Below are 18,357 nucleotides of genomic sequence, written 5' to 3'. Positions count from 1 at the left end.
ATACAGCTCTGCCTGAATGCGAGCCTAATTGGCAGGTTCGGAGTCTTTGGACACCGGATGAGCGCCGTCTGGACAGTAATTCACGATCATCTGATGGATCAGCCTTTTGTGCAAAGGTTTGGTCAAATAGTGATCCAGCCCTGCGGCCAGAATACTCTGATCGTCCCCGGCCATGGCGTGTGCGGTCAATGCGACAATGGGAACATGGCGGTCAGTTCCGATTTCACGCCGTCGAATTTCGGTTGTTGCTTCTTTGCCGTCCATCTTGGGCATTGAGATATCCATGAAGATCAGGTCCGGGTTGAATTCGATGGCAGCCTCGACCACCTCCAACCCGTTGGAGACAAATTTCAGATCGATGTTCAGATCTTTCATCATCTTTTTCAGGATCAACTGATTGGTTCGATTGTCCTCAGCGGCCAGAACACGCATCCGCCTTTGATCCGGAGTATCGGGCTGTGCGCTTGTTCGGACCTCGACGGGCCCACCATGAGCCGCTTCGAAGCCGGGCGCGCCCAGGGCAAGAAGCCGGGAATAAAGCTCGGCGCGGGGGATCGGTTTTTGCAGAACGCCCTCAATCAGATGTTGAGCCGGATCGGCATGGATGACGCCCGGGTTGGCAGACATCACAACGATCGGCAAATCCCCCCATCCCTTTTCACGCAGGGTGGTGGCCAATTCTAACCCATCCATGTCCGGCAAATCATGATCGCACAGGATCAGGTCCATGCTTGCATCCACCAGCGAGAGCGCCTCGCCCCCCGTGGCGCAAACTGATACGCGTGAGCCGAGACGGCCCAATTGTTTGGTCAGGATGGCGCGGTTCACCGCGAGATCTTCGACCACCAAAACATGGCCCAAGCGCCCGTTCAGATCGGGCGGGGCGGGTTGCGGACCTTCGGCCGTTGGCAAGGAAATACGGAATCCGAAGCACGAGCCCTTTCCCACCTCACTTTCGACCCAAACCCCGCCGCCCATGATGGTGATCAGGCGTTTGGTGATGGCAAGTCCAAGGCCGGTGCCTTCGAACTGACGGTTCTGCGCATCCTCAACCTGATTGAATTCACCAAAGATATGAACAACCTTGTCAGCTTCGATGCCGATACCGGTATCCTCGATCGCCACATGGACATCGCAGCTTTGGCTGCTGGTATCCGGCACGCCGGTAACCCGGATAAGCACATGACCCTGCGTGGTGAACTTGACCGCGTTGCCCACCAGATTGGTCAAAATCTGCCGAATCCGCCCCGGATCGCCGACAAACAGCGTCGGCAGAAACAGGTCGTAATCCACCAGCAACGTCAGCCCCTTGTCGCGCACGCTGGGTTGCAACAGCATCGCCACTTCAAGAATGCAGCGTTCCAGATCAAACTGTTCGGGGTGCAGGGTCAGCTTATCAGCTTCGATCTTGGAGTAGTCCAGAACATCGTTGATGATGACCAGCAACGCCTCTCCCGAATTGCGGATCGTGCTGAGATAGAGCCTCTGTTCCTCGTTCAGCGGGGTTTCTGTCAACAGCTCGGTCATGCCCACGATGCCGTTCATTGGCGTGCGAATCTCGTGGCTCATATTGGCCAGAAAGGCGGATTTGGCACGGCTGGCAGCCTCGGCGCGTTCACGGGCCGCGTTCAGCTCAGCCTCGTGCCGGACCGAAGCAGTGATGTTCAGCGCCAGGCTCAGGACATCGCCGCCGTGACCACGTTGGTCGATCAGCCGTATGTACTGGCCGTTCCACAATTGTATGACCTCAGGTTCGGGATATGGTTGAGCCCAACGTTCCAGCATTCGGGCCTGCCAGTCGGTCATCGACTCGGAGCCGATATCTACGATCCCTTCGTGAGTCAGGATTTCCAGAATTCGCGCGTAGGTGATGCCCGGCGCGACCTCTTCCAGCCCGTCAAATACACTCAGATAGGCCGCATTTGCCCCAATCAGGGTGTTCTGGCCGTCAAAAAACGCAAACCCATCGGGGATGGTCTGGATCGAGTGCCACAGGCGGCGTTCTGCAACCTCGACCTTGGCATTGGCAACGGTCAGGTCTGATTTGACCTTTTCGTTTTCATCGCGGACCGTCGCCACCTCGGCCTGAGTCTGGTCGATCTGCCGGGTCAGAGCGATGGCATGGCGGCCAAGTTTGCGATTGGCCGCAGACAACTCAGCCTGCTTCTGCTGCAACAACCGTTCGGCGGCAAGGCGCGCGCGCCGTTCCTGCGCCAGTTTTTCTGCAAGACTCATGAGGCTTCCCGCACTGCTTCGGGCACAGCATGGCTACAGAGCGTGAAAAAGTGCTTAAACGCCTTTAGCGCCGTCCCTCGCGCAGCCAGCCAGCCAACAGGAAACCTCCTGCCAGCAGCAGCACCAGCCAGGGCGGTAGCAGACCAGCCTGTGTGACGTCTCGGGTCTCGTAGGCGTTTCGCGGGGTCAGTCCGATCCAGCCACGTCCTGCGGCGGGGCGACCTGCTCGGACATTTCGGATCGACGGCAACCCGTCTTCGACGCGGACCGCCCCACCGCGCAGAGCCGCCAGCGTCGGGTTTAAGATTTCATCGGTTGCGATTGTGCGTTCGAACTCTTTCGGGGCGGCTGGGCCAAGACCGATCACCGCGGAATGCTCGCCTTCCTGCAGGCGATAAAGGCCGATCTCGGGTCCGAAATACTGCGTCTCGAACCGGCCCGGAGACACTTCGTTCAGCGTGATCTCAAGCGTTTCGCCATTGGGGCGTGTAACAGTGACCGGACCAACATCATCTGAGAGGGTCTGACGGATGATGCGCATCGACTGGCCATTGGCTTCGGCCCACAGCGCCTCTTCCTCAAGCTCGGGTTCTCTCATCATCCAATGGGCCAGCCGGCGCAACAACTCCAGCTGCGGACCGCCACCCTCAAAACCACGACTCCAGAGCCAAGCGTGATCCGAAGCAATCAGCGCTACGCGCCCCTCGCCCACGCGATCCAGTACCAGCAAAGCGCGATCATCCACGCCGGACATCAGCACATCGCCAGATCGTTGCCTTACATCCACCTGCCGCAACCATGCGCCCCATTGCTCGGCATCGCCCAATTCCGTGGTCACCGGGTGGCGCTGGCCCAGGTCGGTAACCATGGGCACATAGCGTTCTTCAATGACACGCGCGGTGGGCTGTGCGGGGATCATGGGGCCAAGCGGTGAGCGGAAAATACTGTCAGCCGTTGCGAAATCAGGCCCGGCATTGATCAGCACAGCGCCACCGTCGTTGATATAGTTGGTGACGTTGTCCAGATAGATTGCGGGCAGGATACCACGCCGTTTGTACCGATCGAAGATGATCAGGTCGAAATCATTGATTTTCTCCAGAAACAGCTCACGCGTCGGGAACGCGATCAGTGAAAGCTCATCCACGGGAACGCCATCCTGCTTTTCCGGCGGTCGCAGGATAGTGAAATGGACCAGATCGACCGAGCTGTCGGATTTCAGCAGGTTCCGCCATGTGCGGCCACCCGGATGTGGCTCGCCCGAAACCAGCAGGACACGCAGACGGTCTCGCACCCCGTTCATCTGGATCAGGGCTGTGTTGTTGCGGTCGGTCAGTTCCCCCTCGGCCTCGGGCACGGTGAACTGGATGACGTTTCGCCCGCCATGCGGCAATGTGATCGGCAGTTCGACGTCCAGACCGATGGGAATGGTGAATTGCTCGGGCTCGGCCCCGTCGACCGAAATCTCAAGCGGCGCTGTGGCGACACCAGCAGGGGCCGCCCCAGTATCCTCGACACGCAGCGTCAGAGTGACGGGTTCTCCGATAATGGCGAAGGCAGGGGCATTGCGCACGACGAGACGGCGATCCCAATCCATTTCCCGCCCGGTCTGCAGCAGGTGCATGGGGGCAGGCAAATCCGGGGCCTGATCGGCGTCGTGAACGATACCGTCCGAGACAACGAGCACGCCAGCAATCCGCGCACGAGGCTCTTCAGCCAGTGCCGCATTCAAGGCAGCCATGACCTGCGTGCCTTCGTCCCCATCGCCATCGCCAACCTTGATCCGGCGCAGTTCGGTATTGTCTCGGGATTCTATGTCTGCTGCGAGGGCGTCGGCTGTCTGCATCGTCTGCTCAGCCCGGTCCGAGAGCTTCTGGCTGGCACTTTCATCTTCGATCATCAGCACGATATCGGTCAGCGGAGCGCGATCCTCGACCTGATAGACCGGGCCGCTAAGCGCCGCGAGAACGACCAGAGCCGCCAATCCGCGCAACGCCCATCCCGACAAACCACGCCAGAGCGCCAGCACAACACCGGCGAGTGCGATAGCTGCAACGGCGACCAGGATTGGCCACGGTATCAGCGGATCGAAGATGACAGTTCCGGTCATTGTCCCAACCTGTCCAGAAGAGCGGGCACGTGGACCTGATCGGATTTGTAGTTCCCGGTCAGTACATGCATCACCAGATTAACGCCAAAACGATTGGCCAGCTCCCGCTGTCGTTCCCCTGCATAGCCCCGACCCACGGGCAGGAGGGATTGGCCGTTGCGATCCACCGCCCAGGCTCCGGCCCAGTCATTGCCGCCGATCACCACGGGCGTCACGTTGTCGTTGAGATTGCGGAACGGCATCCCCTCAATCTGCTCGGCATCGGGTGGCGCGGCCTCGACCCAGACCTCGGTCCCGGAATAGCGACCGGGGAAATCCTGCAGCAGATAGAAGGCGCGGGTCAGCACATGATCACGCGGAACAGGCTCTAACGATGGGATATTCAACGGCGCGGCCAGCTGTTGCAGCTTACGCCCATTAGGGCTGGAGGCCCCGAAGCCAGCGATATCGGCGTCGCGGGTGTCGAACAGGATCATTCCCCCAGATCGCAGATAGGCGTTGAGCTTGGCATACGCCTCAATCGAGGGTTGCGGCTGATCGGGTGAGATCGGCCAATAGAGCAGCGGGAAGAACGCAAGCTCATCCCGTTCCAGATCGACCCCAATCGGATCGGCAGGTTCCACCGATGTGCGATAGTGCAGTGTCTGCACAAGCCCACGCAGCCCGGCCAACGCGATATCGTCCACCTGCGCGTCCCCGGTCAGCACATGAGCCAAAACCAGTTCCTGCGTTGCACTCAGTGCGAAATCGGTATCGTCAGGCGTCTGTGCCTGCGTATCCGGCGCAATCAATAATGCACCCAGCGCAACTGCAGTTGCGCGCGCCAGACCCAGCCGCCCGGATAGCGCGAGCGAGGCGATCACATCAATCGTCAGCAATACAAGGGCAAGGCTGAGCAACAGGCCCGCCAGCGGTGTCTCGGTAGTGATCTCCTGCCCGCGGATGGGAACGCCGGCAGGCCAGACCACCGGCGTCAGCACAGCATCCTCGGCCAGTACATTCCGTGCCAGTTTCTGCTTGCCGCTCTCGTAGAGACCCGGGCGCAGGTCTGGTCCGATCTGGCCCGAGACCAGCTCAACCCCGTCCACTCCAGGCAGTGTTCCTGCGTCAGTTAAAGTGCCGAAGCCATCCAATATCTGGACCGGCTCCCACACGGTGCCCTGCATTTGAGCTTCTTGCCGCGATTTAGCCGCCGACGCGACGGCGAGCCGGTCCAGCATCTCGACAAACAATCCGGACAGGGGCAGGCTCGACCATTCGGCATCCGCCGTGACATGGAACAGTACCACTTGCCCCAATCCCAAAGGTTTGCGGGTCACCAAAGGTGTGCCATCTGACAGCGACGCAATCACCCGATCTGCCAGATTAGGGTCTGGTTGCGCCATAACTTGTGTGGTCACCGATACGTCCGCCGGAACCTCCAACCCATAGAAGGGCGAGTTTTCAGGGAACGGCGCCAGCCCCTTGGCCTCACCCCAGCTCATGGCACCGCCGACCGAGCGGCCACCGCTCCGCAGGCGAACCGGCAACAGAATATCTTCTTCGTCGCGGCCCAGATCACTGGCCGCCATACGGGGGCCTGCAAAGCGCAGCAACAGACCGCCCTGTTCGACCCATTCGATCACACCGGCCTGCTCGGCCTCGGACAGTTTGGCGACGTCCGCCAGCACAATCACATCGGGGTTGGCTGGCAGAACTTCGGCCAAACCGCCTTCGACAAAATCTGCGGTCGGGATCAACACCTGGGTTAGATAGTGTAGCGGCGATAGCAACTCCAACCCTTCGCGGTTCAGAGTGCCCGCAATCAATGCCACCTCACGACGCCGCAGGCTGTCATCCGTCAGCGTGACGGCACCGGCAGAGCGCTGACCCTGAAGTTCGAACCGAGTAATGCGTGCGCGCAGTTCGGATGGCAGTGCCAGATCGATTTGCGCCTGATTAGAGCCGTTTTCGAACTCCAGCGGCGTGGATTGCAGCACGCGCATCGCGCCCGCGGGATCGCGCCCTTGCGCCAATACGGTGACACTTTCTGCCGAACCTGGGTTCGCGCGCAATACATTGAGCGCTATCGCACCGTCCTGATACGTCGCAGGCAGGATCGCGGTCACGGGTGCGGAGGATTGATAGACAATCACATCCCCTCGCGCTTGCAGGGCGGACGTCAAACGATCGTGGCCAGCATAGGAAAGACGGTCGCTAAACCAATGGGTGTCAAAACCGCCGTCTACCTGCTCCAGCGCAGCCAAGGTTTGGTCGATCTGCGCCTCGGTGGGTTGCCAAGGCATCGGTGTAAGGCCCGGCAAACGTCCGCGCCACGCCTCGGCGGCTTGGAATACGGGAGGCTCAGGCTCGGTCAGTCGCAGGATCGAAACGGGGCGGCCGGCACGGCCAGCCTCGGTCAGTTGTACGTCGATCTGGTCCAGCGTCGATGACCAGCGCGTCGCACCTGCCCAACTGGCATCCAGCACCAGCAGCAACGGCCCAGATCCGGTCTCATCACGCGAAGGGTTCAGCACCGGCCCCGCCAACCCGATGATGATCGCCGCCGCCGCCAGCATCCTGAGCAGCAACAGCCACCACGGCGTGCGGTCCGAGACGCTTTCGTCATCCTTCAGACCCAGCAGCAAGGTAACCGCCGGGAACAAACGGCGGATAGGCGCAGGCGGGACGGCACGCAGGATCAACCACAGGATCGGCAGGGTCAAAAGCCCCAGCAGCACCCATGGTGCGGTAAAGCCTATGCCCGCCAGAACCGTCATTGCGCACCCCCATCCAAGGCGCGATAGAGCCACAGTAGAGCCGATTGAGCACTGTCACCGGTGTGATGGAGCCCCAACTGCCATCCGGTCGCACGACAAAGCTGCGACAGTGCGTCCTTACGCTGCGCAAGGCGATCCAGATAACGATCACGCAGGTCTGCGGCTTTCAGCGTTTCATGCCGGGCGGTGCCGCCGACACTTTCAAAGATGGTACGGCCGGCATAGGGGAAGGATTCTTCGCTGGGGTCCAGAACTTGCAGCAACACGCCGCGCACACCCCGGTCGGCGGCTTTGGTCAGCGCAAGCTCGACCTCATCCAATGGCCCAAGGAAATCCGAGATAAATACCGCACGCGCATGCGGGATCATGGCGCGGTGTTCTGGTGGTGCGTAATCGGTTTGCGTGTCCTCAGACCAGGCCTGCGCCAGCCGAATGATCTGAGCATTCCCCCTGCGTGGGGGCAGCGTCGTGCCAGTGAGGCCAACGCGCTCACCACCGCGCCCCAGCAGGATTGCCGTCGACAGTCCCAGCAGGCGCGCACGATCGGCTTTGGTCGGCAAGCGCTTGTCCGAAGCAAACCGCATCGACGCGCCCTGATCGACCCACAGCATGATCGACTGCGCAATCTGCCATTCCCGCTCACGCACAAACTGCTGATCCCCACGGGCGGAGCGGCGGTGGTCAATCAAGCGACGACTGTCACCGATCTGCGCAGGGCGATATTGCCAGAAATCATCTCCCAGACCCGAGCGTCTACGCCCGTGATCGCCCAATAACACGGTTCCGGCCAAATGCTCGGCGCGCGCCAACAGGGGCGGCAGCCGGGACGCTTCGGCCTCGGAGCGTTCGCGTAGGGTCTGGGCGGCGTTCACGCCGCAGCCTCAGTTCGGACCAGACCAGCGGCGGTGGACTCGATCAGGTCAGAGAGGCTGTCGCCGCGTGCCCGTGCCGCAAAGTTCAGCGCCATACGATGACTGAGAACCGGGCGGGCCATGGTCAGCACGTCCTCGGCATTGGGAGCCAGACGGCCCTGCAGCATTGCATTGGCGCGCACGGTCATCATCAGCGCCTGTGCAGCCCTTGGACCGGGGCCCCAGGCGACGGTTTCCTTCACCCGCTCGGACGCGCCCACCTCATCCGGGCGGAAGGCGCGGACCAGATCGAGGATCAGTTCCACAACCGATTCCCCCACCGGCATCCGACGCAGCAACACCTGTGCGGCCAGTAATTCCTCTTTGGTGAAGATTTGATGCGCCTCTGCTTCCTCGACGCCCGTTGTGGCCAAAAGGATATCCCGCTCAGTCTGACGATCCGGGTATTCCACATCGACCTGCACCAGAAAACGGTCCAGCTGAGCTTCGGGCAACGGATAAGTGCCCTCCTGCTCAATCGGGTTTTGGGTTGCCAACACGTGGAATGGAACGCCCAAATCCCGATCCTCACCCGCAACCGTCACCGTACGTTCCTGCATCGCTTGCAACAGCGCCGATTGGGTTCGTGGGCTGGCGCGGTTGATCTCGTCCGCCATCAGTAGTTCACAGAAAATCGGGCCGGAGATAAATCGGAAATGGCGGCTGCCATCCTCAGCGGTATCCAGAACCTCAGACCCCAGAATATCGGCTGGCATTAGGTCAGGTGTAAACTGGATGCGATTGCCATGCAGGCCCATCACAGTCGAAAGCGTCTCGACCAGTCGTGTTTTCCCCAGTCCCGGCAAACCGATCAACAATGCGTGACCGCCGCACAAGAGTGCAGTCAGCGTAAGGTCCACGACCCTCTCCTGCCCGATAAAGCGACGGGTGATCGAGGATTTGGCCTCTTGCAGCTTGTTTTCCAGCGCTTCGATCTCGACGACGAGGTCGGCAGGTTCGGACATGAGGTTCCCTTCCGTGGACTGTTATGCTTGAAGTGTATCGCGCTGAGAGGAAATGGCAAAAGCTATGAGCGGACAAAAACCCGTGACACCTTCACCGGATGGTCTGGCGGCTTCGGTCAAAGCGGCCAAAACGCGGGGTTTGCCGCCCGTTCACCTGTGGAATCCTCCGTTTTGCGGCGATCTGGACATCAGGATCGCAAAAGATGGCTCATGGAGTTATCTAGGGTCGCCCATCAATCGGTTCGAGCTTGTTAAGCTATTTTCTTCAATTCTTAAGAAAGAAAACGACAGGTTCTACCTGGTGACCCCGGTCGAGAAGGTAGGAATCACCGTCGAAGATGCGCCGTTCATCGCCGTCGACTTCGAGCAAGACGGTGAGGACGAGGCACAATGCCTGACCTTCACGACACAGGTGGGCGACACAGCCATCGCCGGGCCCGACCACCCGATCCGCATTGTCCTCAATACAGAAACGGATGAGCCTTCACCCTATGTATTGGTTCGCGCCAACCTTGAGGCACGCATTGACCGCAAAAGCTTCTACCGTCTGGTAGAGATCGGCACCCATCACCACGGTTGGTTCGGCGTCTGGTCAGCTGGTCAGTTCTTTCCGCTGATCGCGTCTCAGGCGCTGGAAGATTGAATCGGTCTGGGCCTGCGGTCCTGTGCCAGAACCACCGCAAGTGCCACAAGCGCCGCGCCCAGAGCGCGGGTCCAATTCCAGTCCTCGCCCAGCGCCATCATGATCACCATCACGTAGAACGGCGCGATATTGATATGGAACGAGGCAAGTGCCACACCCAGCTTTCCAACCGATGCAATGAAGAAAAACTGGCTCAACCCCAGTGAGAACAGCGCATAAAACACCAACATCCCCAGCTGCGCAGTATCAACGGGACGCGTTGGCATAACCTCCAGCCCTAGAAATCCGGCGACCGATAATAGAACGACGGCGGTCGACAATCCTCCGGCCAGGGTGATGGTGCAGCGGCCCAGTTGACTAAGCTCGGGGAAATCGCGCGCCGTGGCCATGCTGGCCCAGCAGAACAACGCAGTCGAAACCACCGCGCACGCTGCGCCGAGCCCGAGTTGTGCCGGTGCCATGGCGCTGGTGGTAATCAGCCCGCCGATGATCGAAATCGCTATGCCCAGCGCAAAATTCCACCGCAATCGTCGTGTTCCTGCCGCCAGTTCCAACAGCGTAGCGATCAGAGGCGCGCAAGAGGCGATGATGGCGACAGTGACCGGGTCGGTCAGCTTCTGCGCCACGAGAATCAGGAACATCCCCGTTCCGATCCCCAAACCGCCCACAAACAGCGCATGCCCCCATCGGGCACGCAGCACGCGCGCAGGGCCATCCAGCATGAACCAGATTGGCACCATAACCAGCACCGCCAGACTCATCCGCGCCGCGAACAACGCGATAGGTGGCCAGCTTTGCAACAAAACCTCAGCGGCCGGGAAACCTGCCGCCCATGTCAGCATCGATGCCACCGCCAGCGTATTGCCGGTGAGTGCGGTCTGCCGACCGTCAGATACAGCAAGAACAGTCCCGCGCGCGGGTTCAGGGCTCATGGCCATCGTGATCGGACCTTATTGTTGGCACGGCCCTCGCAACGAGACGCCGCATGGCTCAGATGGTTCCCGATTCGAAACTCTTTATCTGGTCGATTTTCGACAAACTGTCGTTTTCAACCTCTTTCCCACGACGGTCGTGATCGCTAATCTCCGCAGCGTCAGAAACCGGACGACCCATGCCTCGATTTGCCGCTAATCTTTCGCTGCTGTTTCCTGAGTTGCCCTATCTCGACCGGTTTTCCGCCGCCGCGCAGGCCGGATTCATAGCGGTTGAAATCCTCTTCCCCTATGACGTGGCAGCCAAAGAAACCCGCCGGGCGCTGCTGGCCAACGGGCTTGATCTGGTGCTGATCAATGCCCCGCCTCCCAACTACACCGGCGGCGAGCCGGGCTATGCGGCGGTGCCGGGCGGCACTACCCGGTTTCAATCCGACATCCGTCGCGTGTTGCGCTATGCCGATATCCTGCAGCCCCGCTTTGTCCATATCATGGCCGGATATGCCTCGGGGTCCGAGGCCCAGAGCTGTTTTGTCGAGAACTTGCAATGGGCCGCGGATACCGCGCCGGATCAGCACTTCACGATCGAGCCGCTCAACCCCGTTTCGCAGCCAGATTATTTTCTGAACAATTATGATCTGGCGGCCGAGGTGCTGGATCATGTCGACCGGCCAAATATCGGGCTGCAATATGACAGTTTTCACGCCCAGATGATCCATGGCGACGCGCTGGCGATCTGGCACCGTTTTCGGCCTCAGATCGTCCATGCGCAGATCGGGGCCGCACCCGATCGCTCGGAGCCCGGACGGGGTGAAATGGATTTCCCTGCGCTGTTCGCTGCGATGGACCGTTCCGGCTATGATGGCTGGGTCAGCGCCGAATACACGCCCTCAACCCAGCGGACCGAAGCTTCGCTAGCGTGGATGCGGCAATAGCACCGGGATGAACGCTGGAAATTTGCGTCGAAATCGCGCAATTGAAGGTATCGACACGCCAAGGATATCCGTCATGATCCCCGCCCGCTTTGCCAACGCCCTGTTCGCCCTGATCATGTCCGGCCTCATGTCCTGCGTCGTCACCGGCATCGCCACGGTCAAAGCCATCGGCTTCGGCCCGTCAACGCTCGGAGACTGGATAGCCTCATGGGCGTTCTGCTGGCCCATCGCCTTTACTGTCATCCTGACGTTGGGGCCCGCCGTGAAACGCCTGATCGCACGCCTGGTCAGACCCGAAGCCTGACCCGCTGCGAAGAGGGCCCGCAGGGCCTGATGAGCAGCGCCGCCCCTAGTGCGCCTCGGCCCAGTTTGCCCCTTGCCCGGCATCAGCGACCAGTTTGATATCCAGCTTCACCGCCGGATCTGCCGCCCCCTCCATCACCGCACGCGCGACCGAGATGGTCTGATCCACGGCGTCTTCGGCCACTTCGAACAGGAGTTCGTCATGCACCTGCAGCAGCATCTTGGCTGGCAGGCCGTCGATCGCATCCGGCATCCGAACCATCGCGCGCCGGATCACATCCGCCGCCGTGCCTTGGATCGGTGCGTTGATCGCCGCCCGGCGCGAGAAACCCGCATGCGGGCCCTTGGCATTGATCTCGGGCGTATGGATTTTGCGCCCGAACAGGGTCTGCACATAGCCATTCTCTTTCGCGAATGAGATCGTGTCGTCCATATAGCGACGGATTCCGGGAAAGCGCTCGAAATAGCGGTCAATGAAGCCCTGTGCATCGGCGCGGGGGATGCGCAGATTGCGCGCAAGGCCGAAACCCGAGATGCCGTAGATCACACCAAAGTTGATCGCCTTGGCCTGTCGCCTGATCTCGGGTGTCATTTCGTCCAGCGGTACGTCGAACATCTCGGAGGCGGTCATCGCGTGAATGTCCAGCCCATCGGCGAAAGCCTGTTTCAGAGTCGGAATATCGGCAATATGCGCCAGAATCCGCAACTCGATCTGGCTATAATCCAAACTGACCAGCACATTGCCCGGTTCGGCAATAAACGCTTCACGAATACGCCGCCCTTCTTCGGTTCGAATCGGAATGTTCTGCAGGTTCGGATCGGTCGAAGCCAAACGGCCAGTATTGGCCCCGGTGATCGAATAAGACGTATGCACCCGGCCCGTATCCGGGTTGATATGGGTCTGCAGCGCGTCGGTGTAGGTCGATTTCAGCTTGGACAGCTGCCGCCAGTCCAGCACCCGGCGCGGCAGTTCATGTTCGGTGGCGAGGTCTTCAAGAATATCAGCCCCAGTCGAGTATTTCCCGGTCTTGCCCTTCTTGCCGCCCTCAAGCCCCATCTTGTCGAACAGGATCTCACCCAGCTGTGCGGGTGAACCGACATTAAAGCTCTCACCTGCCAGCTCATGGATTTCAGCCTCTAACCCGGCCATTTTCTGCGCAAACGCATTGGACATACGGCTCAGCACATCGCGGTCGACCTTGATGCCATGCATCTCCATCTCGGCCAGCACCGGCACCAAAGGGCGTTCGAGCGTTTCGTAGACGGTCGTCACCTGCACCTGATGCAATTGCGGCTTGAACAGCTTCCAAAGGCGCAGCGTGATATCCGCGTCCTCGGCGGCATAGGCTGTGGCCTCATCAATCGGCACTTTGTCAAAGGTGATCGCCGACTTACCCGAACCCAGCAGAGGCTTGATCGGGATCGGCGTGTGGCTCAGATAGCGTTCCGACAGCGTATCCATGCCGTGCCCATGTTCACCGCCATGCATCGCATAAGACATCAGCATGGTATCATCGATGGGGGTCACGTCGACGCCGTATCGCCTAATGATCTTGGCATCGTATTTCATGTTTTGCCCGATCTTCAGGATCGAGGGGTCCTCAAACATCGGTTTCAGCAATGTTAGAGCCTCATCCAGCGGCATCTGCCCCTCGGCTAGTGCGTCTGAGCCAAACAGATCATCCGTCGCACTTTCACGATGAGTCAGCGGGATGTAACAGGCTTCCCCAGCCTCCACGCACAGCGAAATCCCGACCAGATCAGCGATCATCTCGTTCAGGCCGGTGGTCTCCGTATCCACGGCGATCCAGCCCCGCTCATAAGCCTGATCGATCCACTTCTGCAGAGCGCCCGCGTCCCGCACGCATTCATATTTCGACGCATCAAACGGCAGGGCCTCAGCCTCCTCTGCCTCAGCAACCGGCGCGGGCGCGTCAGCGATCACCGGAGCCTCGGCCCCCAGCTTGTCAGCGATGCGCTTGGTGAGGGTGCGGAACTCCATCTCGGCCAGAAAGCCCAGCAGGGTTTCAGCATCGGGGTCTTTGACCTCAAGATCGTCCAGAGTGAAATCCAGCGGCGTGTTTTCATCCAACTGCACCAGCTTTTTCGACAGCTCGATCTGGCCACGCTTTTCGATCAGTGTCTGGCGACGCTTGGGCTGTTTGATCTCTTCAGCCCGATCCAGCAGCGTTTCCAGATCGCCGTATTCGTTGATCAGCAACGCAGCAGTCTTCACACCAATGCCCGGAGCGCCAGGCACGTTATCCACCGAATCCCCGGCCAGCGCCTGAACATCGACCACGCGCTCGGGACCCACACCAAATTTCTCGACCACCCCGTCGCGGTCGATGCGCTTGTTCTTCATCGCATCCAGCATTTCCACACCGCCGCCAACCAGTTGCATCAGGTCCTTGTCGGAACTGACGATGGTCACGCGCCCTCCGGCTTCGCGCGCCTGAACGGCCAGAGTGGCGATGATGTCGTCGGCCTCGTAGCCTTCCAGCTCTTTGCAGGCGATGTTGAAGGCTTTGGTCGCCTCGCGGGTCAGCGGCATCTGCGGGCGCAGGTCCTCGGGCATCGCCTCGCGGTTGGCCTTATAGAGATCGTAGAGGTCGTTGCGGAACGTGTGTGATCCCTTGTCGAAGATCACCGCCACATGGGTCGGCGCATCCGGCCCGGCATTTCCCTCGACATATTTCTGCAGCATGTTGCAAAAGCCCGATACCGCCCCAATCGGCAGCCCATCCGATTTCCGCGTCAGCGGCGGCAGCGCGTGATAGGCGCGGAAGATAAAGGCCGATCCATCAATGAGATGCAGATGGCAGCCTTTTCCGAATTGGGTCTGGGTCATACGAGGGCTCCTGCGCTGGGTTGCGCCAAGTTGTATCGAATGCGTTGACAAAAGACGAGGCCGCTCATGGCCCCATCAGTGGTCCGAAAACCTGCGCTGCGACGCGTCCCAGATCAGCCCCGATTTCTGCGCGATAACCGCAAATTGACGGCTGAGCGAGCGGTCATTCAGACGCTTGGACATGCTGCGCAGGGGGATCAGGTTCCGCTCCCCGTAGCCGTCGATCAGGAAAAAGGCCGGGGTTTCGCCGCGGACGCCATAGACAATGTTTGACCGCTTTACGTCACGCGCAACGATTTGAAGATCGAACATCTTGGCGACAAAGGCGTTCAGGTCTTCAAGGATCACGGGGGTCATCCGTTTCTGACCCGCAAGCTGGCTGAGCTTCTGCGCCAGTCCCCCCTCCGGCCCGCTGATCCGCTCGACCGCAACGCCCGGCCCTTGCGTGGTCTGCACCACGCCCAGCATACGCGACAGCGGCGAATCCTCGATCTTTGCCCCCAGCTTGAGCGACACGCGCAGCTCGCATTCGATTTCCTTTAAGGTACTGCGATAGCGCGCGCCGGGCACCAGTTTCCACGCCAAACGCTTGCCCCAGCGATGCGAGACGCGGTCCTCGGCGCGGGTAAACACCTTGATCAACAGATCGGGCTGGCCGGGAAACTCATAGACGCTGCGGACGGTGCCGTTTGCAATGGGCTGCTGGTCGGAGAGATCAATGGTCGTGGCTGCAAACAGCATCCTCTCTCCTTTCCATATAGTCGCGTGTCGGGGTCAGGCCGATCAGCCCTCATGCCCTTTCAGCACATATTTGCAGTCGCAATAGGGGCATTCGACCCAACCGGTATCTTCGGGGATCTGCAACCAGACACGCGGGTGGCCCAATGCGCCTTCGCCACCGTCACAGGCGACGCGGGAGGTTTCCACGATCTTGGTTTCCGGCGCTTCGATGGTCACGGCTGGCGATCCTTCTTCGGTTGTCGGCCTCGCGGGCATGTATTAGGTGCGTTTATGAGCGATGAGCAAACCGGGGGCAAGAGCCACATGGCCGATGCGGCAATCAGAATCGAAGGGCTGCGCAAAACCTATCGCGGCGGCAAGGGCCAACCCGAGAAACAGGCGCTGAAGGGGATCGACCTGACGATCCCGCGCGGTTCGGTCTTTGGCCTGCTGGGGCCAAACGGGGCCGGGAAATCGACCCTGATCAACATTCTTGCGGGGCTGGTGGTCAAAACCTCAGGCCAGGTTTCGATCTGGGGCTATGATCAGGATCGTAATCCGCGCCAGTCGCGCGCGGCCATCGGTGTGATGCCGCAAGAGCTGAACCTTGATCCCTTTTTCACGCCGCGCGGCGCGTTAGAAGTGCAGGCCGGCCTCTACGGTGTGCCCAATGCGGAACGCCGTAGCGACGAGATACTGGAACTGGTTGGCCTCAGCGACAAGGCCGAAGCTTATGCGCGCACACTGTCCGGCGGGATGCGGCGGCGATTGCTGCTGGCCAAGGCCCTGGTGCATCACCCGAAGATACTTGTGCTGGATGAGCCGACAGCAGGCGTGGATATCGAATTGCGCCAGATGCTCTGGGCCAATGTGCGCAAGCTGAACGAGCAAGGCATGACCATCATCCTGACCACGCATTATCTGGAAGAAGCGCAAGAGATGTGTGACGAGATCGCGATCATCAATCAGGGTGAGAAAGTGGCACAGGACAGCACCGCAAACCTGCTGGGTCGTATGGACAGCCGCACCATGGTGATCACGCCTGATAGCCCGGTTCAGAGCCTGCCCGAAACCGAAAACGTCGCCGCCTCGCTGCGCGACGATGGAGATTTGGTGCTGCAGTACCACAGCGGTAAAACCAGTGCCGAACAGGTTCTGGAGGCCGTGCGGCACGTCGGAATCCGTATCCGTGACGTCCGGACCGAAGAGGCCGATCTTGAGGATGTCTTCCTCGCGCTGACCTCAAGCCGGTCCGACAACCTGCCCGCAGATGACCCGGATCAGCCGCGCCGGGGTATCCACCGCGTCAAGCTTTAAGCCCGATCGATCCGTGCGTGATAACAATTGTTCAACGCTGAGCGGATGTGGATGTAAGCAACCTCTGCACGGGTAAAGATCGCTTCGGCAGCCTCCTGCAGTTGCGCCTGCGGCGTGATGATCCCAGTGCCATATACGATCCGGTCGTCTGAACCGTATCCCTTGATCAGGTAGTTGGGCGAATCCGTCAGCGCCTCGGGCAGGTCAGCCGACGGCTCATAGCGTTGACACGGCTCTGCACACAGAAAAATCGGTCCTGTTTCGGCATAAGGCTGTGTTCTGGGAAAGGGTCGATGGGCCAGCACCAACATCTCTTTTCCTTCCGGGATATAGGTCAGGCAATGTCGGCAAGGGTTGCCTGATCCGTTGGAAATCGCCCGCTCGGGCGGGTTTCCGTACCCATCCGGTGCTCCATCGCGATAGGCCTGAACCTGATCTGATGGAAGAGCAGAAATATTTTGCATGATATGTCTCCTTGCTGTGAGAAGATCATGCTTCTGTCAGCCCCCTGCCTTCGACCCGTTTCCTGCGCATTGCAAATACTGCAACCCTGCTCACCAAAAATGTTAGCGGTAAAGTTTTCACTACCCGCGCCGGGGTTTTGGGTCTAATTAGGCATCGAAACTCCAAACGCATTCACCGAGGCCGCTGACATGAGCGCTCAAGATACCACCCTGCGCGGGTTAGGTTTTGCATTTCTGGGATTTGCGGTCTTCGCCTCCCACGATGTGCTGATCAAAGTGCTGGGCGGCACCTATTCGGTGCTGCAGATCATCTTCTTCGCAACGCTGTTTTCCTTCGTTCCGATGGCCGTCACGATTCTGGCCGACCGGACGACCGGCAACTTTGTCCCGCGCCACCCCTGGCTGATCCTGCTCCGCTCGACGCTGATGATCACCGCGATGTCCTGCGCATTCTACGCTTTCTCGGTACTGCCCTTGGCCGAGGTCTATTCGCTGCTTTTCTCCTTTCCCCTTATCGTGACGGTTCTGTCGATCCCGATATTGGGCGAGGTCGTCCGTGCCCAGCGGTGGGCTGCTGTCGGGGTGGGCCTGATCGGCGTTCTGATCGTCCTGCGCCCGGGCGCGACCGAGATCACTCTGGGTCATATGGCGGCACTGATGGCGGCGTTCTGCAGCGCCTTCGCCTCGGTGCTTGTGCGCAAGATTGGCAATGAAGAACGTTCAGCCGTTCTGATCCTCTATCCGATGCTGTTGGCCATTGTGGCCATGAGCGTCGCGCAACCGCTGGTCTATCAACCGCCTTCGCTGCTGCATTTGGCAATGATGGCGCTGGTGGGTGTGTTTTCGGTCATCGCGCAGCATCTTATCATCCTCGCCTACCGCGCCGCGCCCGCCGGGGTTGTCGCCCCCAGCCAGTACAGTCAGATCATCTGGGCCACGATCTTCGGCGTCATCTTCTTTGGCGAGCATCCAGATATCTGGGTCGCAGTGGGTGCCAGCGTCATCATTGCATCGGGCGTCTTTGTCGTCTGGCGCGAGAGCCGGTCCAACACCACTTCGGTCAATACCCCCGTTTTGCGGGTACGATCCCCGCGTTCGGACACCGGTGCGACTCGGCCTGGAAAATAAAAACGGCGCGCCGGTTGGCACGCCGTCTTGAAACAACTCTTTCGCAGGGTCTTAGTAGACGACCACGGATCGGATGCTTTCGCCTTT

Annotated in this window: 15 protein-coding genes; 5 read left to right on the top strand and 10 right to left on the bottom strand. The window is 60.0% G+C overall.

Going from position 1 to position 18,357, the window contains the following annotated elements; all coding sequences use genetic code 11:
• Positions 1–24 precede the first annotated feature (24 nt).
• From ACR0NF_RS17185 to ACR0NF_RS17165, 5 genes are all read right to left on the bottom strand, one after another.
• Complete coding sequence (locus ACR0NF_RS17185) at positions 25–2,235, bottom strand: response regulator (RefSeq protein WP_480778669.1); 2,211 nt, start codon at positions 2,233–2,235, stop codon at positions 25–27.
• A gap of 64 nt (positions 2,236–2,299) precedes the next feature.
• The gene (locus ACR0NF_RS17180; RefSeq protein ID WP_480778668.1) at positions 2,300–4,342 is read right to left on the bottom strand and encodes a hypothetical protein; all 2,043 of its coding nucleotides are present in this window, start codon (positions 4,340–4,342) and stop codon (positions 2,300–2,302) included.
• A complete protein-coding gene (locus ACR0NF_RS17175) occupies positions 4,339–7,101 on the bottom strand; it encodes a DUF4159 domain-containing protein (RefSeq protein WP_480778667.1) in 2,763 nt (920 codons plus the stop codon). Before ACR0NF_RS17175 ends, ACR0NF_RS17180 begins: the two co-directional genes overlap by 4 nt.
• Positions 7,098–7,973 carry a DUF58 domain-containing protein gene (locus tag ACR0NF_RS17170; RefSeq protein WP_480778666.1) on the bottom strand — a complete coding sequence of 292 codons (876 nt, stop codon included), beginning with the start codon at positions 7,971–7,973 and terminating at the stop codon, positions 7,098–7,100. Before ACR0NF_RS17170 ends, ACR0NF_RS17175 begins: the two co-directional genes overlap by 4 nt.
• Positions 7,970–8,977, bottom strand: a complete 1,008-nt coding sequence (locus tag ACR0NF_RS17165) for an AAA family ATPase (protein ID WP_480471519.1) — start codon at positions 8,975–8,977, stop codon at positions 7,970–7,972. Before ACR0NF_RS17165 ends, ACR0NF_RS17170 begins: the two co-directional genes overlap by 4 nt.
• Before the next feature lie 64 nt (positions 8,978–9,041).
• Here ACR0NF_RS17165 and ACR0NF_RS17160 point away from each other — a divergent pair, with 64 nt between their 5' ends.
• Complete coding sequence (locus ACR0NF_RS17160; protein WP_480471518.1) at positions 9,042–9,620, top strand: DUF1285 domain-containing protein; 579 nt, start codon at positions 9,042–9,044, stop codon at positions 9,618–9,620.
• Here ACR0NF_RS17160 and ACR0NF_RS17155 read toward each other — a convergent pair.
• Positions 9,602–10,552: a DMT family transporter gene (locus ACR0NF_RS17155; protein WP_480561646.1), complete on the bottom strand. Its 951-nt coding sequence runs from the start codon at positions 10,550–10,552 to the stop codon at positions 9,602–9,604. The two genes, ACR0NF_RS17160 and ACR0NF_RS17155, sit on opposite strands and share 19 nt — an antisense overlap.
• 179 nt (positions 10,553–10,731) lie before the next feature.
• Between ACR0NF_RS17155 and ACR0NF_RS17150 the strand changes: the two genes are divergently transcribed.
• A complete protein-coding gene (locus tag ACR0NF_RS17150) occupies positions 10,732–11,487 on the top strand; it encodes a hydroxypyruvate isomerase family protein (protein WP_480471516.1) in 756 nt (251 codons plus the stop codon).
• A gap of 73 nt (positions 11,488–11,560) precedes the next feature.
• Positions 11,561–11,791 (top strand): DUF2798 domain-containing protein, encoded by a 231-nt coding sequence (locus ACR0NF_RS17145; protein WP_480471515.1) that lies wholly within the window; start codon positions 11,561–11,563, stop codon positions 11,789–11,791.
• Positions 11,792–11,836: 45 nt separating this feature from the next.
• Here the strand turns inward: ACR0NF_RS17145 and polA are convergent, their stop codons facing one another.
• The 3 genes from polA to ACR0NF_RS17130 all read right to left on the bottom strand — a co-directional run bounded on the left by polA (position 11,837) and on the right by ACR0NF_RS17130 (position 15,598).
• Entirely contained in the window at positions 11,837–14,641 is a 2,805-nt protein-coding gene (polA, locus tag ACR0NF_RS17140; RefSeq protein ID WP_480778665.1) for a DNA polymerase I, read from the bottom strand.
• Positions 14,642–14,716: 75 nt separating this feature from the next.
• Complete coding sequence (locus ACR0NF_RS17135; RefSeq protein ID WP_480471513.1) at positions 14,717–15,382, bottom strand: YrbL family protein; 666 nt, start codon at positions 15,380–15,382, stop codon at positions 14,717–14,719.
• Positions 15,383–15,424: 42 nt separating this feature from the next.
• Positions 15,425–15,598 carry a zinc-finger domain-containing protein gene (locus ACR0NF_RS17130; RefSeq protein ID WP_480471943.1) on the bottom strand — a complete coding sequence of 58 codons (174 nt, stop codon included), beginning with the start codon at positions 15,596–15,598 and terminating at the stop codon, positions 15,425–15,427.
• 87 nt (positions 15,599–15,685) lie between these two features.
• On the opposite strand from ACR0NF_RS17130, the gene ACR0NF_RS17125 reads away from it, so the two are divergent.
• Positions 15,686–16,678, top strand: a complete 993-nt coding sequence (locus ACR0NF_RS17125; protein ID WP_480471942.1) for an ABC transporter ATP-binding protein — start codon at positions 15,686–15,688, stop codon at positions 16,676–16,678.
• Here the strand turns inward: ACR0NF_RS17125 and ACR0NF_RS17120 are convergent.
• On the bottom strand, positions 16,675–17,142 hold the full coding sequence (locus tag ACR0NF_RS17120) for a DUF1203 domain-containing protein (RefSeq protein WP_480471512.1): 468 nt from the start codon (positions 17,140–17,142) through the stop codon (positions 16,675–16,677). The two genes, ACR0NF_RS17125 and ACR0NF_RS17120, sit on opposite strands and share 4 nt — an antisense overlap.
• Positions 17,143–17,331: 189 nt before the next feature.
• Here ACR0NF_RS17120 and ACR0NF_RS17115 point away from each other — a divergent pair, with 189 nt between their 5' ends.
• Entirely contained in the window at positions 17,332–18,270 is a 939-nt protein-coding gene (locus ACR0NF_RS17115; RefSeq protein ID WP_480471511.1) for a DMT family transporter, read from the top strand.
• The last annotated feature ends 87 nt before the right edge of the window (positions 18,271–18,357 follow it).

Source organism: Ruegeria sp. CF4 (assembly GCF_056537345.1).
Note: the sequence above shows the minus strand (reverse complement) of the source record. Positions and strands in the feature narration are given on the sequence as shown.